Origin of the sequence: Bacillus alkalisoli (genome assembly GCF_002797415.1) — a bacterium.
Taxonomy (GTDB): domain Bacteria; phylum Bacillota; class Bacilli; order Bacillales; family Bacillaceae_I; genus Bacillus_CD; species Bacillus_CD alkalisoli.
The window spans coordinates 2,925,685-2,950,303 of sequence record NZ_KZ454944.1 but is presented as its reverse complement, the minus strand read 5'-3'; the positions used below and the strand labels follow the sequence as shown (position 1 = coordinate 2,950,303).

At 35.6% G+C, this 24,619-nt stretch carries 18 protein-coding genes; 9 read left to right on the top strand and 9 right to left on the bottom strand.

Annotated elements, in window-relative coordinates:
• Positions 1 to 5 precede the first annotated feature (5 nt).
• The gene (locus CDZ89_RS14720; protein WP_100333899.1) at positions 6 to 509 is read left to right on the top strand and encodes a DNA topology modulation protein; all 504 of its coding nucleotides are present in this window, start codon (positions 6 to 8) and stop codon (positions 507 to 509) included.
• Between the two features lie 51 nt (positions 510 to 560).
• Here the strand turns inward: CDZ89_RS14720 and CDZ89_RS14715 are convergent, their stop codons facing one another.
• Positions 561 to 752, bottom strand: coding sequence for an aspartyl-phosphate phosphatase Spo0E family protein (locus CDZ89_RS14715; RefSeq protein WP_100333898.1), 192 nt, complete (start codon positions 750 to 752; stop codon positions 561 to 563).
• A 388-nt stretch (positions 753 to 1,140) separates the two neighbouring features.
• The gene (locus CDZ89_RS14710) at positions 1,141 to 2,340 is read right to left on the bottom strand and encodes an ornithine--oxo-acid transaminase (protein ID WP_141395212.1); all 1,200 of its coding nucleotides are present in this window, start codon (positions 2,338 to 2,340) and stop codon (positions 1,141 to 1,143) included.
• Positions 2,341 to 2,499: 159 nt separating this feature from the next.
• Here CDZ89_RS14710 and CDZ89_RS14705 point away from each other — a divergent pair, with 159 nt between their 5' ends.
• From CDZ89_RS14705 to CDZ89_RS14695, 3 genes are all read left to right on the top strand, one after another.
• The gene (locus CDZ89_RS14705) at positions 2,500 to 3,420 is read left to right on the top strand and encodes a nuclease-related domain-containing protein (RefSeq protein ID WP_227521517.1); all 921 of its coding nucleotides are present in this window, start codon (positions 2,500 to 2,502) and stop codon (positions 3,418 to 3,420) included.
• 1,179 nt (positions 3,421 to 4,599) lie between these two features.
• The gene (locus tag CDZ89_RS14700) at positions 4,600 to 4,959 is read left to right on the top strand and encodes a YisL family protein (protein ID WP_096155189.1); all 360 of its coding nucleotides are present in this window, start codon (positions 4,600 to 4,602) and stop codon (positions 4,957 to 4,959) included.
• 276 nt (positions 4,960 to 5,235) lie between these two features.
• Positions 5,236 to 8,154 carry a bifunctional diguanylate cyclase/phosphodiesterase gene (locus tag CDZ89_RS14695; protein ID WP_100333897.1) on the top strand — a complete coding sequence of 973 codons (2,919 nt, stop codon included), beginning with the start codon at positions 5,236 to 5,238 and terminating at the stop codon, positions 8,152 to 8,154.
• Positions 8,155 to 8,192: 38 nt separating this feature from the next.
• Here the strand turns inward: CDZ89_RS14695 and CDZ89_RS14690 are convergent, their stop codons facing one another.
• The gene (locus CDZ89_RS14690; RefSeq protein ID WP_100333896.1) at positions 8,193 to 8,777 is read right to left on the bottom strand and encodes a DUF2777 family protein; all 585 of its coding nucleotides are present in this window, start codon (positions 8,775 to 8,777) and stop codon (positions 8,193 to 8,195) included.
• 226 nt (positions 8,778 to 9,003) lie between these two features.
• On the opposite strand from CDZ89_RS14690, the gene asnB reads away from it, so the two are divergent.
• The 4 genes from asnB (at position 9,004) to CDZ89_RS14670 (ending at position 14,898) form a co-directional block, all read left to right on the top strand.
• Entirely contained in the window at positions 9,004 to 10,851 is a 1,848-nt protein-coding gene (gene asnB / locus CDZ89_RS14685) for an asparagine synthase (glutamine-hydrolyzing) (protein ID WP_096155186.1), read from the top strand.
• Between the two features lie 222 nt (positions 10,852 to 11,073).
• On the top strand, positions 11,074 to 12,603 hold the full coding sequence (locus tag CDZ89_RS14680; protein ID WP_100333895.1) for a phytoene desaturase family protein: 1,530 nt from the start codon (positions 11,074 to 11,076) through the stop codon (positions 12,601 to 12,603).
• The gene (locus CDZ89_RS14675) at positions 12,600 to 14,099 is read left to right on the top strand and encodes a phytoene desaturase family protein (protein ID WP_100333894.1); all 1,500 of its coding nucleotides are present in this window, start codon (positions 12,600 to 12,602) and stop codon (positions 14,097 to 14,099) included. The genes CDZ89_RS14680 and CDZ89_RS14675 overlap by 4 nt, the downstream gene beginning before the upstream one ends.
• A complete protein-coding gene (locus tag CDZ89_RS14670) occupies positions 14,065 to 14,898 on the top strand; it encodes a phytoene/squalene synthase family protein (protein ID WP_096155183.1) in 834 nt (277 codons plus the stop codon). Before CDZ89_RS14675 ends, CDZ89_RS14670 begins: the two co-directional genes overlap by 35 nt.
• 303 nt (positions 14,899 to 15,201) lie before the next feature.
• Here CDZ89_RS14670 and CDZ89_RS14660 read toward each other — a convergent pair whose 3' ends face one another.
• The 5 genes from CDZ89_RS14660 to CDZ89_RS14640 form a co-directional block, all read right to left on the bottom strand.
• Positions 15,202 to 16,686 (bottom strand): phytoene desaturase family protein, encoded by a 1,485-nt coding sequence (locus tag CDZ89_RS14660; protein WP_096155181.1) that lies wholly within the window; start codon positions 16,684 to 16,686, stop codon positions 15,202 to 15,204.
• Positions 16,683 to 17,795 carry a glycosyltransferase family 2 protein gene (locus CDZ89_RS14655; protein ID WP_227521516.1) on the bottom strand — a complete coding sequence of 371 codons (1,113 nt, stop codon included), beginning with the start codon at positions 17,793 to 17,795 and terminating at the stop codon, positions 16,683 to 16,685. Before CDZ89_RS14655 ends, CDZ89_RS14660 begins: the two co-directional genes overlap by 4 nt.
• A 14-nt stretch (positions 17,796 to 17,809) precedes the next feature.
• Entirely contained in the window at positions 17,810 to 18,478 is a 669-nt protein-coding gene (locus CDZ89_RS14650; RefSeq protein WP_157842748.1) for a lysophospholipid acyltransferase family protein, read from the bottom strand.
• Entirely contained in the window at positions 18,465 to 19,232 is a 768-nt protein-coding gene (locus CDZ89_RS14645) for a carotenoid biosynthesis protein (RefSeq protein ID WP_227521515.1), read from the bottom strand. The genes CDZ89_RS14650 and CDZ89_RS14645 overlap by 14 nt, the downstream gene beginning before the upstream one ends.
• Positions 19,233 to 19,389: 157 nt before the next feature.
• Positions 19,390 to 20,751, bottom strand: a complete 1,362-nt coding sequence (locus tag CDZ89_RS14640; protein WP_096155180.1) for an MATE family efflux transporter — start codon at positions 20,749 to 20,751, stop codon at positions 19,390 to 19,392.
• A 118-nt stretch (positions 20,752 to 20,869) separates the two neighbouring features.
• On the opposite strand from CDZ89_RS14640, the gene CDZ89_RS14635 reads away from it, so the two are divergent.
• Complete coding sequence (locus CDZ89_RS14635; RefSeq protein WP_096155179.1) at positions 20,870 to 21,742, top strand: helix-turn-helix transcriptional regulator; 873 nt, start codon at positions 20,870 to 20,872, stop codon at positions 21,740 to 21,742.
• A gap of 836 nt (positions 21,743 to 22,578) precedes the next feature.
• On the opposite strand, the gene CDZ89_RS14630 is transcribed toward CDZ89_RS14635, so the two are convergent.
• Complete coding sequence (locus CDZ89_RS14630; RefSeq protein WP_100333893.1) at positions 22,579 to 24,339, bottom strand: alpha-glycosidase; 1,761 nt, start codon at positions 24,337 to 24,339, stop codon at positions 22,579 to 22,581.
• Positions 24,340 to 24,619 lie beyond the last annotated feature (280 nt).

Sequence of the window (24,619 nt, the reverse complement as noted above, 5' to 3'; positions counted from 1 at the left end):
CTTACATGAAAAGAGTTGTGATCATAGGTTCAGGTGGGGCAGGGAAATCGACACTTGCAAGAAAACTTGGTGAGGTTACGAATCTACCTGTCATACATTTAGATTCTGTATTTTGGAAACCAAATTGGACACCTACACCAAAAGAGGAATGGAAAGAAATTGTAGAACAGTTGATAATGAAAGACGAGTGGATAATTGACGGAAATTTTGGTTCCACTATGGATTTGCGTATTCAAAGAGCGGATACAATTATTCTATTAGACTTACACCCATTGATTTGTGTATATAGTGTAATTAAAAGAGTGCTGAAACATAGAAATAAAACACGACCAGATATGGGAGAAAATTGCCCGGAGAAAGCGGACTATGAATTTTTGCAATGGGTGTGGAACTTTCGTAAAAAGAGTTTACCTACAGTTTTACGTAAACTTGATAAAGCGGAAGGAAAGACAATCATTCGACTTAAATCAAGAAAAGAAATCGGTCAATTTATAAAAGAATTAGAATAAAGTGAAAAGGGGCTAATCAGAAGTACTTTCTGGATAGCCCCTTTGTTTGCTCTATTTAGCCAATTTATATGAATAAGAAAAAGAAGGTCTAGTCATCGTGAATTTTTTTCTATTATTGAGTTGTTTATTCAGTAATAGATCTAACTCTTGGCTACATTTTACTGTTTCTTTGGCTGTGTACCCGAACTGTGCTGCTATATGAAACATTTCTTGTCGTTTTAATTCGATTAGTAATGCTAACATGCCATCAATCTCCATCCCGTTGTGTATGAAAATCATTATGCCACGCTTTGGACAACTTTAAAACCACTTCGATAAAACAAGTCATAAAAAAACAAAATAATACAAGAGTATGGGTAGATTGTCGGATTTTGGAATAGATAATTTTGTAGGATTAATAATCTTCTCTATCCAAATATTCTGTGATACAGTGTTGATTTCCGCTGCAGGCACTCGCTTTCCACGGGTGGACTAGTGAGCCTCCTCAGAGCTAGCGCGCTTGCGGGGTCTCCCTTGTCGCACTTCTCCCGCAGGAGTCTCCTGCCTGCAGCGGAAATCAACAAGAGATGATAAAATAGCTCTAATTAAAAAACAGGAATAGATTATTTCATCCATTCCTGTTTTTTCTATACTATACAGATAACACTTTTTTCACTTTATCGATTGCCCAGTCTAGGTCTTCTTGAGAAATTACTAGAGGTGGAGCGAAACGAATAACTGTTTCGTGTGTTTCTTTACATAACAATCCTTCTTCTTTAAGACGTTCACAATAAGGACGAGCAGCTTCTGTTAATTCAACTCCGATAAAAAGCCCTCTACCGCGAATATCTTTAATAATCGGGTTGTCAATTTCTTTTAACTTGTCTTGCATATAATTACCTAGTTCAAAAGAACGTTCCACTAACTTTTCTTCCTCTAACACGTTAAGTGCTGCCATAGATACTGCACAAGCTAATGGGTTTCCTCCAAACGTAGAACCGTGAGAACCAGGGTTGAACACGCCTAGAATATCACTGTTAGCTGCTACACACGAGATAGGGAATACACCGCCTCCAAGTGCTTTACCTAAAATGTACATATCCGGTTCAACCTCTTCCCAATCACATGCGAAAAGTTTACCAGAACGACCTAAGCCTGCTTGAATCTCGTCAGCTACATAAATAACATTGTTTGCTTTACAAATGTCATACGCTTCTTTTAAGAAACCATCACGAGGAATGTTAATGCCAGCTTCCCCTTGAATTGGTTCAAAAATGAATGCAGCTGTATTTGGTGTGATGGCAGCTTTTAATGCTTCAGTGTCACCATATGGTATTACTTTAATACCAGGGAGCATTGGTCCAAAACCACGTTGGTATTCTTCGCTAGATGACATAGAAACAGCCGTCATTGTTCTACCGTGGAAGTTATCCTCACAAACAATAACTTCTGCTTGGTTAACTGGTACATTTTTTACATCGTATGCCCAGCGGCGAACAGCTTTCACTGCTGTTTCAACAGCCTCTGCACCAGTATTCATTGGTAGAACCATGTCTTTGTTCGTTAATTTAGCTACTTTTCCATACCAATCACCAAGTTGGTCATTATGAAATGCACGGGAAGTTAGGGTGATTTTATCTGCTTGGTCTTTAAGTGCTTGTATTATTTTTGGATGACGGTGTCCTTGGTTTACAGCAGAATACGCACTAAGCATATCCATGTACTTGTTTCCTTCAGGATCTTCTACCCAAACACCTTCCGCTTTTGAAATTACAATCGGTAGCGGATGATAGTTTTTTGCACCGAATTTTTCCGTTTGTTCAATAATTGCATGAGTTTTTGTTGTCATCATAGTCCCTCCAATTACGTTATGTAATGGCTTTCATTTCACATTATATCATTTACATCTTTTCTTTGCTTACTATTACTCATGAATAATATGGATAAGTTGTCCAAATTTTTGGGAGTTGATATAATAGTTTTTGAAAAATTTAAAGAGAGGACGATGCTGATGCCCATACCATACAAAGATCGAAGTGAACCTGCAGAACTAGTTATCTATCGTTTGTTAAATGAAAGAATGAATTTGATGGAAAAGGATAAAAAGAACTTTATTAATTTACAAAAAGGGTTTGAAGGTGAAAAGTTATTTGATCATTGGACAGAAGCTTTACAGAGCAACTGCCTTGTTATTAATGACTTACTCTTAAATTACAAAGGGAATACTTTTCAACTTGATTCCACACTTATTTTTCAAGATACTATTTATTTGTTTGAAGTCAAAAATTTTGAAGGGGACCATCTTTACGACTCCGGCTCCGAAAGATTATACCTATTACCTGACTCTGAAGTTAATAACCCTCTCATACAATTAAAAAGAAGTGAATCGTTATTTAGACAATTACTCCAATCACTAGGATATATTTTTTCTATTAAAGCATTTGTCGTTTTTATTAACCAAGATTTCACTATGTACAATACACCTCCTAAGACACCATTTATTTTCTCCTCCCAAATGAAAAGGTTCTTTAATAAGTTGAATGCTATCGGTATTCCAAAGTTGAACGAGAAGCATAAAAAGTTAGGCGACAAGCTTATTTCCTTGCATATGGATAATTTTCCATATAAAAAGATTCCTACTTACAATTTTCATCAGCTTGGCAAAGGGATTACGTGTGAAAACTGTCATTCTTTTAATCTTTGTATAGAGGGATATACAGTCGACTGTGAAGACTGTGGGTATAGGGGGAAATTTGCCGATGCGGTTTTGAGAAGTGTAAGGGAATTTAGAATTTTGTTTCCTGAGGAGAAAATTACTACTAATGTTATTTATGAGTGGTGTAATATGGTTGAGTCGAAAAAAAGGATAAGAACTGTTTTACAAAAAAAATACAAAAAAGTAGGAGTTAAGAATAATACTTATTATGTCTAATACTTCTTTTGGCATTACTAGTCATAAACTAATGTATTTATCTAGATAGAAATGATGAATTTGTCATGGGGAAAGTCGCCAAGGCCGATTAGGGTAGAAAAAAAGAGCAAACCGTTCATGAGAATAGTCGCCAAGGCCGATTAGGTTAGAAAAAAAGAGCAAACCGTTCATGGGGAAAGTCGCCAAGGCCAATTATGGTATAAAAAAAGAGTAAACCGTTCATGGGGAAAGTCGCCAAGGCCGAATAGGGTAGAAAAAAAGAGCAAACCGTTCATGGGGAAAGTCGCCAAGGCCGATCAGGGTAGAAAAAAAGAGCAAACCGTTCATGAGAACAGTCGCCAAGGCCGACTAGGGTAGAAAAAAAGAGCAAACCGTTCATGAGAACAGTCGCCAAGGCCGACTAGGGTAGAAAAAAAGAGCAAACCGTTCATGAGAAGAGTCGCCAAGGCCGATTAGGGTAGAAAAAAAGAGCAAACCGTTCATGCGGATAGTCGCCAAGGCCGAATAGGGTAGAAAAAAAGAGCAAACCGTTCATGAGAATAGTCGCCAAGGCCGATTAGGTTAGAAAAAAAGAGTAAACCGTTCATGGGGAAAGTCGCCAAGGCCAATTATGGTAGAAAAAAAGAGTAAACCGTTCATGGGGAAAGTCGCCAAGGCCGAATAGGGTAGAAAAAAAGAGCAAACCGTTCATGGGGAAAGTCGCCAAGGCCGATCAGGGTAGAAAAAAAGAGCAAACCGTTCATGGGGAGAGTCGCCAAGGCCGAACGGGGTAGAAGAAAAGAGCAAACCGTCCACGGGGAGAGTCGCCAAGGCCGAACGGGGTAGAAGAAAAGAGCAAACCGTCCACGGGGAGAGTCGCCAAGGCCGAACGGGGTAGAAGAAAAGAGCAAACCGTTGATGGGGAAAGGCGCCAAGGCCGATTAAGGTAGAAAAAAAGAGGAAACCGTTCATGGGGAAAGTCGCCAAGGCCGATTAGGGTAGAAAAAAAGAGTAAACCGTTCATGGGAATAGTCGCCAAGGCTGGTTTGGGAGAACAAAAGTAATTAACGTTCATAAATTGCCCTCCTTAATAACTTCTTATAATATACCTTTATCATCTACATTAACATTTCTTCTTTCCCCACAAACATGATATGATAGAAGTATTGAAAAAAGTGTTAACAAGGAGGAAAAACGTTAATGACACATGCACATATTACAGCATGGGCTGTAGCAATTATTTTATTTGTCGTTGTTCTTTTATTACAAAACGCTAACAAAGCAAAGGGTGTAAAAATTACGCAAATGGTTCTAAGACTTTTCTACGTCTTAATTGTTGTAACAGGAGCACAATTATTACATGTTGTAGGTACATACATAAATGGTACATACATTGTAAAATCCATCTTAGGGATCTTAGTTATCGGTGCGATGGAAATGGTTCTTGTGCGTAGAGGAAAAGGAAAACCAACTAGAGTTCCTTGGATTCTTTTTGCAATTACACTAGTAGTTGTTATTTACTTAGGCTTCTATTTACCTTACGGAACTAAACTGTGGTAAGTTAAATACCGATAAATTCCAACGCTATACCAAATAAAGAAAAAGTCACTTTCTCTTAGAAGGTGGCTTTTTTGATGCTACTTACTAACTCCGCATAAATTCCTCTTCCCACTCCGAAACTATAAAGTCACTATCTAACGGACTTTATTCTTTTAAGCATGATTCAAAGTTTTTATATAATTGAAATGGTTCTTATAGTAAAATGAAAGTAATATTTTGTCGAAAGAATAAGAAAAATTCCTTTTGTTATCTTCTAATTTGTAGGTGAATAGTCTGATGAAAATGTTGAATTTACTTTACACAGAGAAGAAAGAGCTATCTTCTTTTATATCGGAAAATAGTATAGACAATTGCCCCAATATTCTTGTGCAGATTTATTCAGGAATAGTAGATAGGGCACTTTTAAAAGAAGTAACAATGGTTCTAAAAGGATTGCTTCCGCAAGCTGTCGTAGTAGGTACGACAACGGATGGTGAACTCCTCGATGGTAAGGTACTAACAAATCAAGTAGTGATCTCCTTTTTATTACTCGAAAAATCATACATAAATGCTGGTATCCTTCAATATGATGACTTTCCTACATTAGTAGAAGTAGGGGAAGCTATTATGAATGAAGTTGCAACTGAAAAAACAAAGGCAATTTTATTATTCGCAAATGGTGTGCATTATGATATTGAATCTTTAATAAAAGGAGTTAATTTACATAACTCCTCCATAAAAGTGTTCGGTGGATTAGCAGGTGCGAATGGAGAATTTACTGATACGCACGTTTGGTTGAACAACCAATTTACTTCAAGCGGAGTTGCAGCTATTGGTCTAGATGGAGAAGATTTAGCAATACGTTCCTATTCCAATAATAGTTGGAGGAAAGTAGGAAGGCAGTTTCAAATTACAAGAAGTAATAACAATGAAATATATGAGATAAATGGAAAGAAAGCCGTAAGTATTTTAAAACAATATTTAGGAGAGTTATTTGTAACAGAATTACCTAGCAGTGGTACGCAATTTCCACTTTTGTTTGAACGAGATGGGGATACGATTAGGGCATTTTTAACGACGGTTTTACCTAACGGTGGTGTAAAAATCGATAGAAAAGTTGACTTAGGCGAACAATTTTATTTCGCTTATGCAGATGGCCAATCACTGTTAAACGCTAGCTCTAAAAATATAAATAAAATACAGCAACGCCATGTTGAATGTTTTCTTGTCTTTAATTGTATGGCAAGAAGAAGATACTTTTTGCCATATGTAGAAAAGGAAATGGCTACCATTCAACAAATAGCACCAACATCAGGTTTTTTCTCCTATGGAGAAATTGACACTCCTCGAAAAGAACAGACAGAATTCACCAGCTACTCTACTGTCGTTCTAGCTTGTTCTGAGTCCACTGAGGTCAATAACTATGAACGCATTAAATTAGACTTTAAAATACAAAATGAAACAAAAGCGACAATTGCGCTGACTAATTTAATAGATGCTTCTGCCAATGATATTGCCCAACTTAATACAGATATTGAATATTCGGAGCAAAAATATAAGTCTCTTTTTGAACATAACTCAGATATTATTTTTTCTACAGATATATCTGGAAGGTTTACAAGTGTAAACCCAACATTCACTAAGGTATTTGGTTACATGGAAGAAGAAGTACTAGGGAAAAGTGCTCTAAGATTTGTAGAAGAATCGGACGAAAAAAGAGTTAGGCGTCATTTTAGGCGAGCGATTGATGGGAAAGAGCAATTCTATGAAATTAATTTGCAATCTAAAAATGGAAAGATACAAACTTTCTTAATTAAAAATATTCCGATTATCGTTAACGGAGAAAATGTTGGGATTTTCGGGATAGGAAGAGATGTAACAGCGCAAAAAGACGCAGAAAAGAAAGTTGCTTATTTAGCTTATTTTGATGCAGAAACTTCGCTTCCTAATAGACAAAACTTTAATGAAAAGCTAGCAGAATACATTAAAGAGATTAAAATTCGAAAAAAGAAAACAAAAGTAGCAATTATGTTCATTGACCTTGACCGATTTAAAATCATTAACGATAGTGAAGGTCACTTTGTTGGGGATGAGTTGTTGAAAATTGTTGTGGAGCGTATTCATGATGAACTACCATCAAGAAGCTATTTAGGTCGTTTTGGTGGAGATAAGTTTACGCTGTTGCTTTCAAAAGTAAGCGGTGTGGATGAAGTTTTAGAAGTTGCTCAAGCAATACAAAGTACAATAGCTTCTCCGCTATTCTACAATCAAAAAGAATTCTATCTGACGGCAAGCATAGGAATTAGTATGTACCCAAATGATGGAGACGATGAACAAACATTATTAAAAAATGCAGATGCAGCAATGAATCAATCTAAACAGCTAGGTGGGAACAAAATTAAGTTTTATTCCACTGATATGAACGAGCAATCTTTGTTCAAAATTGAATTAGAAAGCTATTTACGGAAAGCTTTAGAGAAACAAGAATTTTTCTTATGCTACCAGCCTTTTATAGACTTATTAACTCAACAAGTTGTTGGAGCGGAAGCATTAATTCGTTGGGACCATCCTAAACTCGGATTAGTATCACCATTAGAGTTTATTCCGTTAGCAGAAGAGACGGGATTAATTATTCCAATCGGTGAATGGGTTTTAATAACAGCGTGTATAGAAGCAAAAAAATGGCAAGAACAAGGCTATGAAAAGTTTAGTATATCTGTTAATGTATCAGCTTCGCAGTTTCAACAACCAAATTTTGTCGAGATTGTAAAAAAAGCATTACAAATTAGTGGCTTATCACCATGTGCACTTAAATTAGAATTAACAGAAAGCGTTATGTTGCGAAATGCAACGTACAGCATTACGGTCATGAAGGAAATTCAAAAACTAGGTGTACAGCTATCAGTAGACGACTTCGGTACTGGTTATTCCTCATTAAGTTATTTAAAAGATTTGCCAATAAATAATTTGAAAATCGATCGTTCTTTTATTAAAAACTTAAGTATGACTTCAAAAGATGTGGCCATTGTTAATGCTATTATAACAATGGGAAAAGGTCTGAATTTGAATGTAGTAGCGGAAGGTTTAGAAACAGAAGACCAACTAGACTTACTAAAAGGTATGCAATGTGACATTGGACAAGGCTATTATTTTTCTAAACCGCTAATTAAAGAAGAATTTGAGAAGTTTATCTACAATAAATTAAAGAATAAATAAGGAAAAGACCGCCTTGAGAAAAGTTCAGGTGGTCTTTCTTATTCCGCCTTACGCTCCAAATTAGTAAATAACATCCGCTTCCCAGTTTGTAACGTATATTCAAATCGATCACTCATTTGCTTTCCACGAGTAAAGTGATGCTGCACGGAGCATATAATGGATTCATTATCATAAACAAGGAAGTTCACGCCACGTCTTGCCGTATCAGAGACTTCCTCCCCCATAAATTGCATCGTATTATGACAATAAATACAATCATACAATGAAATGTCCTTAGAATTTAATAATTTTGTAAACTGTAAAAATGACTCACCTGACAATTCTTCTAACATTTCTAAATAAGGATAAGGAAGTTTTTTTCTTACCCGAACAGCATCTCCGTTGTTTAATTCATATTGATGCAACGTGTGTAAAAACACATCACCTGATTCAAGTAACACACCAGGTACCCATTCATTAGACAAAAATATCTCAAGTCCATCTTCTATCAGTTCATTTAACATGAATGCTTCATCGTCCTCTGCGTCAAAAAAAATCCATTGGTCATTAATATTTTCTACCGTTCCATATGTATAGGAACGCTTTTGGGTAAATATAAAGGTTTTTCGTTCCTGTGCTTTCATTTTACTTTATCCTCCGATACTCCAAACTCCAAATGAAAAATCTGTTATTAACGTTTTTGACAAAAAGGAGCATCTTTAAACAAGTTGCATGTTTGTACATCTACTAAACAAAATCTTGTAACTGTTTCCAATGGTTCATCGTATTCTAAACTTCCGCATAGTATAAAACATCTGAATTATTGAAAACTGATACGACACGACACCATGAAGGAGTGAATTTACACTTATGTGTGGAATAACAGGATGGATTAACTATAATCGATCGTTACGTAATGAAAGTGAAACGATTGCAAAAATGACGAACACTCTTACGAAAAGAGGTCCTGATGATACAAATACTTGGATACATGACCATGTTGCTTTTGGTCATAAGCGATTAGTTGTTGTAGACCCAGAAGGCGGTAAACAACCGATGTCACGAACTAAAAATGAAAACGGTTATACGATTTGTTATAACGGTGAACTATACAATACAGAAGATATACGTAAAGAATTACTGAATAGAGGTTACTCCTTTGAAGGACATTCAGATACAGAAATCTTATTAACTTCCTATATAGAATGGAAAGAAGCATGCTTAGACCACCTGAATGGCATTTTTGCATTTGCCATCTGGGATGAATCAGAAGAAAAACTATTTATAGGTCGTGACCGACTTGGGGTCAAACCTTTATTTTTTTATGAGAAAAATGGCCAGTTGCTGTTTGGTTCAGAATTAAAAGCAATTTTAACTCACAGCGAAGTGAAGAGTGAAGTAAGTTACGACGGATTAGCGGAAATCTTCGGACTTGGACCGTCTCGCTCCCCTGGCCACGGACTTTTTCACGATGTAAAAGAATTAAGACCGGCCCACTTTTTAACGTTTTCTAAAAATGGATTAAAAATAAAACGATATTGGAACGTAAAAAGCATGCCACATACAGATTCATTAGATGAAACGGTCGAAAAGGTCCAATATTTATTTAAGGATGCGGTGATAAGACAACTCGTATCAGATGTACCGGTTTGTACATTATTATCTGGTGGGGTAGATTCAAGCGCCATAACAGCTATTGCAGCAACAGAGTTTAAAAAACAAGGAAAAGGTCCTCTTCATACGTATTCTATTGACTATGAGGATAATGATAAATACTTTAAGGGGAATGAATTTCAGCCTAATTCGGATGGAGCATTTATTAAAAAGATGACAGAAGCGTTTGGAACGAAACATCATAGCTCAGTTATTTCCCAACAGCAATTAGCAGATTTTCTTGAAGAAGCAGTATTAGTAAGAGATCAGCCTGGAATGGCAGATGTTGATTCTTCTCTTTTATGGTTTTGTCGTGAAATAAAAGAAAATTTTGTTGTTAGTTTATCAGGAGAATGTGCGGATGAAATTTTTGGCGGCTATCCTTGGTTTCATAGACCAGAAGATTTAGCTTCAAAAAACTTTCCGTGGATGCGCTCTACTGAAGCTAGGATGGAATTGTTAAGGCCAGAGTGGCGAAAGAAATTGAGACTTGATGAATATATCCATTCTAAGTTTGAAGAAACGATAAAGGAAACACCTAGACTAGAAGGAGAAAACCCTATAGAGGCAAAAAGAAGAGAACTTTTTTACTTGAATATGCTCTGGTTTATGACAACATTACTCGATCGGAAAGATCGCATGAGTATGGGGGCTAGCCTTGAAGTGCGTGTACCATTTGCAGATCATCGATTAGTAGAGTACGTGTGGAACGTTCCATGGGAAATGAAAATGTTAGAAAACAGGGAGAAAGGATTGTTAAGAAAGGCGCTGGAAGGGATTTTACCGAATGAAGTGTTGTACAGAAAGAAAAGTCCTTATCCGAAAACACACCACCCAGTTTATACAAAATTAGTTGGAGACTGGCTAACTACCATTCTAGAAGACAAAAACACACCACTTTATGAGTTTTTTGACAAGAAAAAATTGCATACGATTGTGGAATCTGGTGGCAACACCTTTAAAGAACCTTGGTTTGGTCAACTAATGACAGGCCCTCAACTCCTAGCCCACCTAGCCCAAATTCACGTATGGTTCACTCATTACGGAGTGACGATCAAAGAGTAAAAAGTTGCATCCTTCACTGATCAACAGCGGTCTTTAATAGAGCCTAAAATAGAAAAGCAGCCTTAAATTCAGGCTGTTTTTTTCAAAAAGAAAATTGTACAAGTCTAATAGAGCATAAATGATTGTCAATAAAGAACAGGGTGTGTATAATGATTGTATAATATTTGTTTAACTAAACTAAATCTTCAAAATAGATATTACATATCGAAATGAGGTGTTAAGGTGAAAAAGAAAATAATCGTAATAGGTGCAGGACCAGGTGGGCTTGCGGCTGCTATGCTGCTATCGGCTAACGGATATGACGTATCCCTATACGAAAAACAAGGTTATGTTGGAGGTCGCAACGGCTCGATACAGCTAGAAGAATTCACATTTGATATTGGACCGACTTTTCTTAGCATGCCCCACATTGCAGAAGAAATATTTGCAGAGTCTAATAGAAACTTACATGATTATATGAATCTACAAGAGTTAGATACAATGTATGAGCTTATTTTCCCTGGGAAAAATGTGAAGATGTCACGCGATCCAGAACAAATGCGAGAAACGATTGAAAAACATTTTCCAGGTAATGGAGAAGGGTATACGCGCTTTATGAAAGAAACGGAAAAAAAGATGGGCGCGTTAACTCCAATCTTACAAGGGAAAATGGATCGTTATATACATTACTTGCAAGGAAAAGTTATCAAAGCCCTACCGCATTTAAGCTTAGGAAAGAGTTTATATGACGTATTATCAGAGTATTTTACAGACGAAAGATTAAAACTAAGCTTTACCTTCCAATCTAAATATTTAGGTATGTCTCCTTGGGAATGTCCTGGCGCTTTCTCTATTCTTTCTTACATGGAACACGCATACGGAATCTACCATCCTATTGGTGGACTAAATCAATTACCGAAAAATATGGCCAAAGTTATTCAAGAGCATGGTGGGACCATTCATTTAAATGCCGGTGTTAAAAAACTTTGGTTAGACGGAAAAAAAGTGAAGGGTGTAGTTCTAGAAGATGACTCGAAAATCGCAGCAGATGAGGTTGTCATAAACGGTGATTTTGCTCACGTTATGACAAATCTAGTCGACGACGGCGTGTTAAAAAAATATAGTAAGCGAAAATTAGAAAAGAAAAAATACTCTTGTTCCACATTTATGATTTATGTCGGATTAAACAAAGTGTATGAAAACATGCCACACCATACGATTGTTTTTGCAGAAGATTATAAAATGAATGTAGAAGAAATTACGAAAACGAAAAAATTATCAGCAGATCCTTCTATTTATGTACAAAATGCAGCTGTGACTGATTCCACTTTAGCTCCAGAAGGAAAGTCTGGATTATATATACTAGCACCTGTCCCAAATAACTTTAGCAATATCGATTGGGAACAACATAAACAATCGTTTAGAAAACTAGTATTCGAAACGTTGGAAAAGAAAACAGGATATAAAGATATCGAAAAACATATAGAAGTGGAAAAAATAATAACTCCTAAAGATTGGGAAGAAGAAATCTATGTGTATAAAGGTGCAACATTTAACTTAGGACACCAGTTAACGCAAATGATGGTGCTACGTCCACATAATAGATTTGAAGAATTAGAGAATTGTTGGTTAGTAGGTGGAGGAACACACCCAGGTAGTGGATTACCTACTATATTAGAATCAGCTAGAATTACAACAAAACTATTACGAGAAAAATATGAAAATTGTAAAGTTACAAGCCATGTGCCAAAAGAGGTAGGGAAAGCGTTATGACGAAAACAGTAGTAATTGTTGGAGCTGGAATTGGTGGCATGATTTCTGCCTTGCTGTTAAGAAAAGAAGGTTTTGAAGTAACAATTTATGAGAAGGAAAGTAAGCTAGGTGGTCGATTAGCATTTGTTGAAAAAGATGAATACAAAATTGATAAAGGACCTACCATTGTTTTGTTACCAGAAATGCTTGTTTCTATCTTAAAGGAAGCAGGAGTAAAAGAGTCAGATTATGAACTAGTCGCGTTAGATACGATGTACTCCCTTCATTATCAGGATGGAACAACGTATACAAAATTTCGAAGTATGGTTAAACAAAAGGAAGAAATAGAAAAGAAATTTCCTGAAGATTTAAAAGGGTTTTCGAAGTACATGAATGATATGGAGAAAAGATTTGCAATTGGGAAAGAAGCTTTTTTAGAAAAATCATTTGTGAAAAAGAGTACGTTTTGGACAGCAAAGAATATTCAATCCCTACTTAAATTAAAAGCATATGAGACAACGAGAAAGAATGCGAATCGTTATTTTTCACATAAAAAACTACAAGAAGCCTACACATTACAAACCTTATATATAGGAGGAAATCCATACTCATCTCCTGCCATGTACAATCTAATTCCATTTAGTGAGCATGCACATGGAATCCATTATATAAAAGGTGGATATGCGAGTTTAGTTGAAGTTATACAAAAAAAGTTATTAAAAACAGGTGTGAAAATTCATTTTAATAGTAACGTTGATCGAATTATAACGGAAGACAATGAAGCCAAAGCGATTAAGGTAAATGGCAAAGTCAATAATTTTGATGCGGTTTTAGTAAATGGCGATTTCCCAAATATGTTACCACTTGTGAAACAGAAAAAGAAGTATGAACCTTCTTCTAGTTGCTTGTTGTTCTACTTCGGTTTAAATAAGAAGTATGACACGTCCAATGTCCATCAATTTTTTATGAGTAATGACTTTTCTAAGCATATGAAACAAGTATTTAAAGAGAAAGTAATTCCGACAGACCCATCTTTTTATACGTTCAATCCTTCGATTATAGATGATAGTTTAGCGCCATCCGGGAAGAGTGTTTTATATGTATTAGTTCCAGTCCCTTCTGGAGATCACATAGATTGGGAGAATGAGAAGGACTTTATTGAAAGGATGTTTCAGCAATTGGAACAAAGAGCATTTCCGAAATTAAGAGAGTCCGTAGAATGGATGGAAGTTCGTACACCAAAAGAGGCTATGGTGGAAGGGTTATTCCAAGGTGGAAGTTTCGGAATAGGTCCATCTATCCTGCAATCAGGTGTGTTTCGACCTCAAGTAAAACCTTTTAAGTTCAAGAATGTATATGCTGCAGGAGCTTCCATTCACCCTGGTGGAGGAATTCCAATTGTTATGCAAGGTGCGAAACTTGCAGTAGAAATTATAAAGGAAGACCTATTAAATCAGTCAAATAGTGAGGATGTGAGAGATAATGATGAGTTTAGCAAAAGCGTATCAGCATTGTGAATTAATCATTAAAGAACATTCGTTAACTTTTTACAGTGCCTTTATGCTATTACCGAAAGAAAAGAAAAATGCCGTTTGGGCTGTGTATGCATTTTGTAGAAGAGTAGACGACATAGTAGATGAAGGAGTAAACCCGAAAGAAGATTTAATGAATTTTAAAGAACAGTTTGACTTGTTTTTAACAGGTTTTCTACCTTCAAACGATCCAATGTGGTTAGCGTTACAGGATGTTTTCGATAAATACGAAATGGATGAACAGGCATTTTGGGATATGATCAAAGGGCAAGAAATGGATTTATATAAAAAAATGTATTACTCGGAAGAAGAAGTGCTTTTCTATTCTTATCATGTCGCAAGCACTGTTGGATTAATGTTACTTCCGATACTTGCTCCTGAAAATAGGGATAAATTACGTGAAGGGGCAATTGCTCTTGGAAAAGCAATGCAAATTACGAACATTTTACGTGATATTGGTGAGGATTTAGAAAGGGAAAGAATCTATATTCCTATTGACCTATTGCGTTCCGTTGGGTATTCGGAGGAACTGCTAAAGCATAGAATAGTAAATGCGAGTTTTATTCAAGCTTGGGAAGCGTTGGCGCAGATTGCGGAGAGCTATTACGAGCAATCGTTAGAAACACTTGATTTATACCCATTACATTCACGTACGTCAGTAAAAGGTGCCGCTTATTTATATCGAGCAATATTACCTTCAATTCGTAAGAAAGGGTACACAGTTTTTCATACGAAACACTATGTTACTAGTGAAGAAAAGCAACAAATTATCTCACAAATGTAAAAGGGTATGCACCGTAATTTGGCGCATACCTTCTTTCTTTTTAAACAAGTGATTGATTGGAGGGAATGCCTTCGCTTTCCGCGGGCAAAAAAGGAAGATTATTTTCACTGTCAAAAAAAACCTACTCCTCGGCGCAAGCGCCTGTGGGGTCTCCCGCTCCCCGCTTTTCCCGCAGGACAAGGAAGTCTACTGAAGCGATGCATCCTTCGTAAGAAAATGCGGTAGCATTTTCGAGGAGTCTCAGCCTTGCACGGAAATCAACAGATATTAGTATTAAATCTTCAATACTAAGCTTTAACATAGCTATTTTCTTACATAATTTGCAGCTATTAGGTTGGCTACGTTTAGGCCTGAAAGCGTGACCATGGGTGAGCCACCTCCTGGATTGGTGCTTCCACCGGCAAAGTATATGTTTTCGATATCTTTTGATTTGTTAGATGGCCGGAAGAAAGCATCCATTTTTTTGTTTGATGCAATGCCATAAAGGGCACCGCGATAAGCGCCGAAAGTGGTTTGGATATCATGTGGGCCAATTACTTTTTCTTTTACCACTTGGTTTGATAGGTGTAGACCTTTTTCATCTAGAATGGAATATATTTTATTTTTATATTGTTCATACATCTTATCGTCTCGAAGTTCACCAATTTTTGTAGCTGGGGCATTTGCTAAAATAAATAAATTATCTCCAACCAAGCTTTGGCTTTTGTCTGTTACAGAAGAATTACTAATATAGACGGTTGGCTCCGTTGGAAACTCTTTTTTACGGAATAACTCATTAAATTCTCTTTCGTAATCAGACGAAAAATAGACAGTGTGATGTAACAAGCTATCGTTTCTCGATTTTGTACCAGCTAACATAACAAAGGCAGAAATGGAAGGTTCATAGCTTTCTGCTTGCTTGTTTGTAAAATTGGGTCTGTCTACTTCTTGCACCAGCTCAGGGTAAGCATGAAGTAAATCTGCGTTCATGACAATTTCATCTGCTTCCAATACATTTCCGCCGTCCGTCTCTACGCTCACAGCCCTTTTGTTACGAACATGAACCTTTGTCGCTTTTTCATTAAAATGAAAGTTCACACCAAGCTTTTTAGCCACTTCATAAAAACCTTGAGCTATCTTTACATTTCCTCCACGAGTATAATAAACTCCTTGCGCCAATTCTAAATAGGCAATCAAGCTAAACGTGGCTGGAGTAATATATGGAGAAGATCCAATATATGTAGCATATCTATTTAAGACTTGTAGGATAAAAGGGTTTGAAAAGTATTGCTTGAAAAAAGAATCCATCGTTTGAAAAGGCTTTACTTTTAAAAATGCTAAGCCTAATTTTGGCGAGAAGAAGTCCTTTTTTGAAGTAAACGTTTTACGGAAAAAATAAGTTCTTCCTAACTCATATAAACCTGCAATATCTTTTAAGAAAAGGTCATAATTGACTGCACCTTTTGCGTCCATCTTTTCTAACTGTTCCATCATTAAGTCACGATTACTTGATAAATCAAAAATCTCGCCCTTATGAGAAATGTTTCGTGTGTGTGGCTCTAATTTCTGAAATGTAAAGTAATCATTGGGATTTTGTCCTGCTAGTTGCACGACTTCTTGAAAGATTTCGGGCATTGTGATCGTGTTCGGTCCAAAATCAAACGCATAATCTCCGAGTTTGACAGACATCAATTTTCCGCCAGCATGACTATTTTTTTCTATAACCGTTACATGAAACCCCTTTGTGGCAAGGGAGATAGCTGCAGAAAGACCACCTAAACCTGCTCCGATAATGACAACTTTGTTCATTTATAGGCACGTCCTTTCCACATGTAGTCTTGTTTTAAGATGCTTCTCCACATAGAAGCATGCATAATTAGTATGAAAGCTATTGCGCTAAAAGGCATCAGAATAAAAAGCCATTTTTTTTGAAGAGTTTGCCAGTCGATAAAAGCTTTTTGTAAAAAAATGAATAATATAGGTACTGTGTATAACCAGCCTTCATTAAATATGGCTATAGGAAACGGAAGGATATAGACAAAGGTGTAATAAACAGAAAGAAAGAATACCATTATTTTCGAACGTCCTATTCCGGTATAAATATTTTTTAGGAAGCCTTCCCATACTTCTTTATTTGTATCATACATATAACAAGTTATGAAAGATGTATTGTTTATTAATTTCACAAAATAGCCACTTTCTTTTACTTTTCTTGCAATATGAACATCTTCAACAAGTGAATTTTTTACAGAGCTATGTCCACCAATTTCGGTGTAACCATTAGCTTCAAACATCATAAATGCACCATGGGCAGCGGTTGCTTTTGGTTGAATTGTTAAATTTGCAATAAAAGCTGGTAAATGTGTCCATACGACAAAATGTTGCATTGGTACAAGTAGTTTACTTAGAAAACTAGTAACAGGGAAACGTGGAAATCCAGTTACTAGTTTAACATTATTGCTATGGAAATATGGTAGTGTCATCTCTATCGAAGAAGGATGTAAACGAACATCTGCATCAATAAATAATAAATACTTACCTTTTGCTTGTTTACTAAGTTGGTGACATGCATGGACTTTGCCAACCCAACCTTCTTGTAAAGGTACACCATCAAGTAGATGAAAGCGCTCGTCGTCGTCAATTGCTTTTATAGCGAGTGATCTTGTATTGTCAGTCGAACGATCATCGAGTAAGAACACCTCATAATTTTCATAGGAAAGTTTTTTTATATAATGAATAAGATTCGTGACATTTCTTTCTTCGTTTCTCATCGGAATTAATATGGATATTAACGGTTTATTTTGATCTGTTTTTAGAAGTTTATTAGGTTTTGCAAGAAAAAAGTTATTTACAATGGTGAAACAAAGGGAAAAAACGAGAAAACTTAAGATGATATATACGATAGAATCAAGCAACACCGATTTTTCCCTCCTTAAAGAATAGATTCATAAAGTTCATGCGTTTCGTTCATGACGTCACGTTTTAATTCGTCTAATAATTTTGTAAAAAGCAGCTCTAAATTTGTTGTCTTTGCATTAGGATTTTTTCCGTCTAATTGTTCGTACAATAGGGGTTCGCCAATATTAATATATATTTCTGGTTTCCTGACATGTCCAAAAGTGTAATAGATTGCGACCGGAATAATTGGTGTAGTCGGAATTTCCTTTACTATGTGCATTGTTCCGGCCTGAAATTGTAATGGTCTAATTTCTAAATGCTTTTCATCGCCTTGTGGAAAAATCCAAATGCTCTTACCGCTCTTTAATAAATTTCTTGCATATTTTAATGATAAAATTATATCTTTCGGATTTGATCGGTTGATGGAGAAGCCTCCGATTTTTCGGAAAAATGGATGTTCTTTCATACCGCTTTCCTGCATCATCGCATAACTATCGTGATTAGCAAATCTTTTGTTTAGGTGATAGATAACCAAACCGTCCCACCATGTACTGTGATTACAGATAAAAATGACAGGGGGCTCAAGTAACATCTCCTTATAAGTTTTTTTTACATAAATTCCACGAAAATGCAGTGATAGCAATCTTCTATTAAATGGATAAAAAATCATCTCAAACATTTTGCTTTTTTTAGCGGGTATCATGCTGTAAACTCCTTCTTGCATAAGCGAGTATTAGTAAAATCGTAGCAGGAATGGTAGTAACAACAACAGCTAGCCATAGCTTGGCACTTATTGCAATAATAATAAACATTAAAATCATGAGTCCATATAACGTAAACATGTTTTTCTCCCAATACAAATCAGTTGGAGAATGCCCTTTTGCAAAAAGCAGAAAAAGCATGAAAAAGAAAAACGATAAGCCATACCAACTAACAAAATTAAAGGTAGGAATATTATAGTAAAACCCATTGTCAACCCATATCCAGTAAGACTTTGCGACATAGGAAACTGGATCTATAATTAAGTCCATTACTACAGCTGCAAACGAACCAATTAAAGAGATTAGCCAAACGGACTTAGTTTTAACGATTCTTGTGGCAATAACGAGTGAAGTCGCGATCACCATCACCCATGCGAAGCCTATTGTTATTGGAACTCCAAATAGCTGTGGTCCAAAATCAGCATTATAATAATAGTTACCGAATAAAAAGCCGTATTTAACACCTATATGTTCTGCAATGATAGAAAAAAAGAATACAAAAAGAGAGAAGAGTAGTCCAATATATTTATAGTTTTTTATAAAGAAAATGAATCCGAGAATTCCAGCTGTCATTAAAAAAACAACATTTGCCCATTCCAGCCATGGTGGAAGTAAGTCAAAGGTCAATAAAATGACACCACAAACATACCAAATGATAAAAAAACGAAATATATACTTATCCCAGTTTTGTAACAATTACAAACACCTCCACGTACATTATAACTTTTTGTATAACTTTTGTATATTGTGTGTATAGTGTATGAAAACAAAGACCAGTCTTCTTATGAAAACTGGTCTTTAGACTTTATATTCTATTATATTTTTGTCGTACTAGCTTTAGTACTGATGTTGTTTAAGAAGCTTGCTTCGCTTCGTTTTGAACGAAAGATTTGTTAACCCAAACTCTAGACTTCCAGCGGAATAACATAATAATTCCACGTAGCCACTCATCAAGTATGAGTGCAATCCAAACACCTACTAATCCTAATCCAAAATGAACTCCAAGAATGTATGAAACAGTTACAGCTACACCCCACATCGATAAAATCCCCATATACACTGGGAACTTTACATCACCTGCTGCACGTAATGCGCTTATTACAACCAAGTTAAAAGAACGTCCTGGTTCTAAAATAATAGTTAACAAGATTAATGTGCCACCGAGCGCAATGATTTCTTCATTGTCAGTAAAAATAGATAATAACTGATCAGAGAAGATAGTTGCTACAATAGCTGTAACGAAACTAATAATAATGGCGAACTTTAAGCTTTTTAAGCATCGTTTGTAAGCTTCTTCAATTTTACCTGCTCCAATTTGTTGGCCAATTAAAATTTGACTACCTTGGCCAATCGCGATACCAAAAAGTAAAATGAACATCATAATATTTTGTGCATAAACTTTTGTCGTTAATGCTTGTGTTCCCATTGCGATAATGAAGAACGTTATAACAATCTGTGACGTGTTATACGATAAATGCTCACCAGCTGAAGGAATTCCAATCTTTAACAAATTCTTGATATGACTAGAAGGGAATGTAAATATTTTTGTAAATGGTAGCGGCTCTTCAATTCGTCTAAATAATAAGAAAGTGATTGCAATTAAACCTAATGCTCTAGAAACAACCGTTGAGATGGCAACTCCGTCGACACCTAATACAGGTATTCCAAACGGTCCGAAAATAAACAAGTAGTTTCCGATTACATTTAAAACGTTCATTCCAATCGTGACGTACATGGCATCACGAGTAAAACCGTAACTGCGAATCGTTGCTCCCATCGTCATAATGATCGCTTGAATAAATGAAAATGCACCTACTAGTTTTAAGTAAAAGTCAGCTTCTGAAAGAAGTTCAGGAGGCAAATTCATCATCAGTAACAACTTCGAACTTGTGAAGAAAATGATGAAACTAATTGCGATACTGAAAACTAAATTTGCTCCTAGACTTACAACTGTAATTTCTGAAGCAGAACGCCGGTCGTTTGCACCTATATATTGTGCAACGAGTATTGCTGTTCCAGTGGCAACGAAGCCGAACATTACTATTAACATATATAAAATTTGATTAGCCACCCCAACAGCAGCAACAGAATCATCTGAGTATTGACTTAACATTAATGTATCTGCGTTTCCCATTAGCATATGGAGAAATACTTCTATAAAAATTGGCCAAGTTAAGGCGAATAGTGTTAATTTTTTTGCATTTTTGTTTTGCATGGAGTCTTCCCCTTTGTTTTTCCCGACATAAAGCAATTTATAGTTTATACTGATTTACATATAATTTAAAGAGAAGAAAACGATACTAATTGGAAAAATCCGACCTGGAGTGAAGAGAATGACAATGATAGCGCTTAACATCCCACCGTTTCCTGTTTTTATTAAAGGTGGAGAATTTACCTTTTCAAAAGGGGAGAAACACTTTAAGAGGACGTATTCCGTGTTTGATATGTTATATGTGAAAAAAGGGACTTTATTTATGCAGGAAAATGATGTGAAGTTTGATATTAGAGAAGGGGAGTATTTAATTCTTTTACCAAATAGGGAGCATGTTGGTTATGAGAATTGTATAGAAAATACAACGTTTATTTGGTTACACTTTATGATCTTACATGATGAGTATGTAGTGGTACCTAATAAAAACATCGATTGGTCATTTGTTTATGAAAGAGAATCAACATTTACAGAACCAGCAGTTTACCGATTTCACATTCCACAACACGGTATCATTAATAGAAGAGAGTTGATGGAGCAAATGATTGAAAATATTATTGATATAGGCAGTGGACAAGTGCATGCTCCAGATGAGGCGTTAAAACAACAAATACTATTTGCTGATTTTTTTGTAGGATTACAAAAAGAAGCTTTCTCTATTCCGAGTGCAACGGAACAAGTTTGTGAACAAGCTATGAAATACATACAAGAAAACTATCAACAACCGGTGAAAATGAAAGATATTAGTGCATCATTGCTTTTTCATCCAGATTACATTACTAGGTGTATGCACAAAACAATTGGATTAACGCCTAATCAATACTTAACACATATTCGTTTCACACATGCAAAACAACTATTAGTTGATACAAATGAAAAGATTGCCTCGATAGCCAAACAAGTAGGAATAGAAGATGTTACGTACTTTTCGAAGGTGTTTAAAAAACAAGAAGGAATCACTCCAATGGAATACAGAAGAATCGTACATCGAAAATGAGAATATATAAGGCTGGAACAAAAAGTCGATGAATTCAAATACCTCCTATATTCATTTTCACAAAAGAAAAACACAAAAATGAACATGGAGAGGTCTCCCACATTCATTTTTACAAAAGAGAACCACAAAAATGAACATGGAGAGGTCTCCCATATTCATTTTCACAAAAGAAAAACACAAAAATGAACATGGAAAGGTCTCCCACATTCATTTTCTCCAAAGAAAAACACAAAAATGAACATGGAGAGGTTGATTAGAGCTCTCAAGTTCATTCTTACTAAGAAATAATTCCTTAATGAACTTGATTCTTGATAAGCTGTCTCAAGTACGTTTTCATTAAAACAATTCACAGTGAACTTAATAACGTTGATCAAGTTCAGTTTCATCAAATATTTATCCCAATACTGAAATTGATATTATTAAAATCTTGGATAACCTATTAAACATAATTAGAAGAGGCCCCCTAGAATAATCTTTTATTGAAGGGGGCTCTTCTATATTTTGTCCCAGTCTTATATTTTTAGACAACCATGCTGTTGATTTTCGCGCATGTTGTAGACTCCTGCGGGAGAAGCTGAGGAGGCTCCCGGCCCGCCCGCGGAAAGCGGAGACATGCGCGGGAATCAACAGCGGTTTTTAATAGAGCCAACAAATATTAATTGAGTGAGTTCCATAATGTACAATTACTAATCGAAAAACGAATATTAAACCTATTTTTTAATATAAATAACGTTTTATATCGAACGTTATTTAATTATAATAAACTTAACATTCGTTTTTCACTAAACGAACAGTAATTATGAAATTGATTCAATTTCATAGTATATAAATTAATACTATTTCACCTTTAGGATATGGAATCCATATGGAGGAATAGTGGCTTGTAGTTTTGTTGCTTCTAACGCCATTTCTTTTTGTTCCCATAGGTCGTGTATGACTTTTCCTTTGTAGCTTTCAGGTAGCGAAATTGTTAATTCTTTCTCACTATTGTTAATAAGGAAAGTAATCTTTTCATGTTCTGAAATTTTTTCATATATAACATGATTTGTTTCATTGTTACCTTCGACGAATCTAATTTCACCGTGATTGCCAAATGCTTTGTAAGTTTTACGTAAGTGAATTAATTTTTTCACAAAAGCAAACATATCTTTGTCTTGATCTTTTTCGTCCCAAACCATACATTTGCGACAACCGGGGTCTTGATCACCAGTCATGCTAAATTCGTCTCCGTAATAAATACAAGGGGTACCAATAAAAGATAATTGGAATAAGAATAGCAACTTTAACTTATTCTTATCATCTTCACAAATAGTAAGTATTCTTGGAGTATCGTGACTTCCAAGTAAGTTAAAGGCAACTTCATTCACATTGTTAGGATAAGAATGAAGAACATTCGTGATGGAGTTTACAAAGTCTTCAGCTTTTGTTACACCTTTTGCAATATAATCTAACGTAGCGTTCGTAAACGGATAGTTCATTACAGCATCAAACTGATCACCTTGTAACCAAGGCATAGAGTCGTGCCAGATTTCACCTAAAATATATACGTCTTCTTTCACTTCAGAAACAGCTTGTCTAAATTCTCGCCAAAATTGATGATCAACTTCGTTTGCCACATCTAATCTCCAACCATCAATATTAAATTCACGAACCCAGTAGCGGCCAACTTCTAATAAATAATCTTTTACTTCTTTATTTTCCGTATTTAATTTTGGCATGCTTCCAACAAAGGCAAACGCATCAAAGTTTGGCTTTGGCTCTGTTACAACAGGGAATTCCCAAAGGTGGAACCAGTCTTTATACTTGGACTTTTCCCCATTCTTCAAAACATCTTGAAATTGTGGGAAGTAATAACCGCTATGGTTAAAAACAGCATCAAGCATTACTTTAATCCCGTTTTCATGGCAAACTTCCACTAATCGTTTGAATGTTTCCTTGTCACCGAACTGTGGATCAATTTCCATATAATCGATTGTGTCGTACTTATGGTTTGAATGTGCTTTAAAAATAGGAGTGAAGTAAATACCTGATACTCCTAAATCTACTAAGTGGTCTATATATTCGATAACTCCTTCGAAATCCCCACCGAAAAAGTTAGTTGGTGTCGGCGCTACACTTCCCCATGGTAATGTTCCTTCAGGATCTATTGCTGAATTACCATTAGCAAATCTCTCTGGAAAAATCTGATACCAAACAGTATCTTTCACCCATTCTGGTGCATGAAATACATCTGCTTTATTTAAGAATGGAAAACAAAAATAGTATCCACAGTCTTGTGGAGTTTCTTCATAAAAACCACGCTCAGTTAATGTTGATTGCTCATCTTTTGATGTAAGGTTAAAGCCGTAGCGCAATCTTTTGTATGTTGGAGCTACATCAGCAAACCAGTAATCAAATAATGTATCAGACCCTGTTTTCACCATTTCTTTTTCGTCGTATATCCATTTGCCATCTTCCCAAATATAAGGATCGCCATGAATAAGAGTCACTGTATCAACATCATTTTTCTTCGTTCGAATACGAATGTGTAAAGTTTTTTCATCATATGCATAAGCATAATTATTTTTCGGCCGATGGTAAATTGCTTCTTTTAACATAATTAATCAATCTCTCCTTAATGCAATCGATTGCATTTGTTTTTAACATAATAGTATTATTTTTCCTATGTTAGTTAATATGCTAGCATATTTAAGTGTCCTGCATGCAAATAAACAACATTCTTTATTAGGTTATTTGATTAGAAAATGAATGTCAACGGTAATGAAAGCGTTTAAAATATCTAAATAAACTTTATCATCTAATACGTTACGAAACTATGAATTTTTAAAAAAATATATCGAAACTATCAGTTTTTTTAAAAAAAGTAGTTGTCAAATA

Excerpts from the sequence above, each read along its gene's own strand:
- CDZ89_RS14720 (WP_100333899.1), top strand. The coding sequence starts at position 6 with ATGAAAAGAGTTGTGATCATAGGTTCAGGTGGGGCAGGGAAATCGACA.
- CDZ89_RS14715 (WP_100333898.1), bottom strand. The coding sequence starts at position 752 with ATGTTAGCATTACTAATCGAATTAAAACGACAAGAAATGTTTCATATA.
- CDZ89_RS14710 (WP_141395212.1), bottom strand. The coding sequence starts at position 2,340 with ATGATGACAACAAAAACTCATGCAATTATTGAACAAACGGAAAAATTC.
- CDZ89_RS14705 (WP_227521517.1), top strand. The coding sequence starts at position 2,500 with ATGCCCATACCATACAAAGATCGAAGTGAACCTGCAGAACTAGTTATC.
- CDZ89_RS14700 (WP_096155189.1), top strand. The coding sequence starts at position 4,600 with ATGACACATGCACATATTACAGCATGGGCTGTAGCAATTATTTTATTT.
- CDZ89_RS14695 (WP_100333897.1), top strand. The coding sequence starts at position 5,236 with ATGAAAATGTTGAATTTACTTTACACAGAGAAGAAAGAGCTATCTTCT.
- CDZ89_RS14690 (WP_100333896.1), bottom strand. The coding sequence starts at position 8,777 with ATGAAAGCACAGGAACGAAAAACCTTTATATTTACCCAAAAGCGTTCC.
- asnB (WP_096155186.1), top strand. The coding sequence starts at position 9,004 with ATGTGTGGAATAACAGGATGGATTAACTATAATCGATCGTTACGTAAT.
- CDZ89_RS14675 (WP_100333894.1), top strand. The coding sequence starts at position 12,600 with ATGACGAAAACAGTAGTAATTGTTGGAGCTGGAATTGGTGGCATGATT.
- CDZ89_RS14670 (WP_096155183.1), top strand. The coding sequence starts at position 14,065 with ATGATGAGTTTAGCAAAAGCGTATCAGCATTGTGAATTAATCATTAAA.
- CDZ89_RS14660 (WP_096155181.1), bottom strand. The coding sequence starts at position 16,686 with ATGAACAAAGTTGTCATTATCGGAGCAGGTTTAGGTGGTCTTTCTGCA.
- CDZ89_RS14650 (WP_157842748.1), bottom strand. The coding sequence starts at position 18,478 with ATGATACCCGCTAAAAAAAGCAAAATGTTTGAGATGATTTTTTATCCA.
- CDZ89_RS14640 (WP_096155180.1), bottom strand. The coding sequence starts at position 20,751 with ATGCAAAACAAAAATGCAAAAAAATTAACACTATTCGCCTTAACTTGG.
- CDZ89_RS14635 (WP_096155179.1), top strand. The coding sequence starts at position 20,870 with ATGACAATGATAGCGCTTAACATCCCACCGTTTCCTGTTTTTATTAAA.
- CDZ89_RS14630 (WP_100333893.1), bottom strand. The coding sequence starts at position 24,339 with ATGTTAAAAGAAGCAATTTACCATCGGCCGAAAAATAATTATGCTTAT.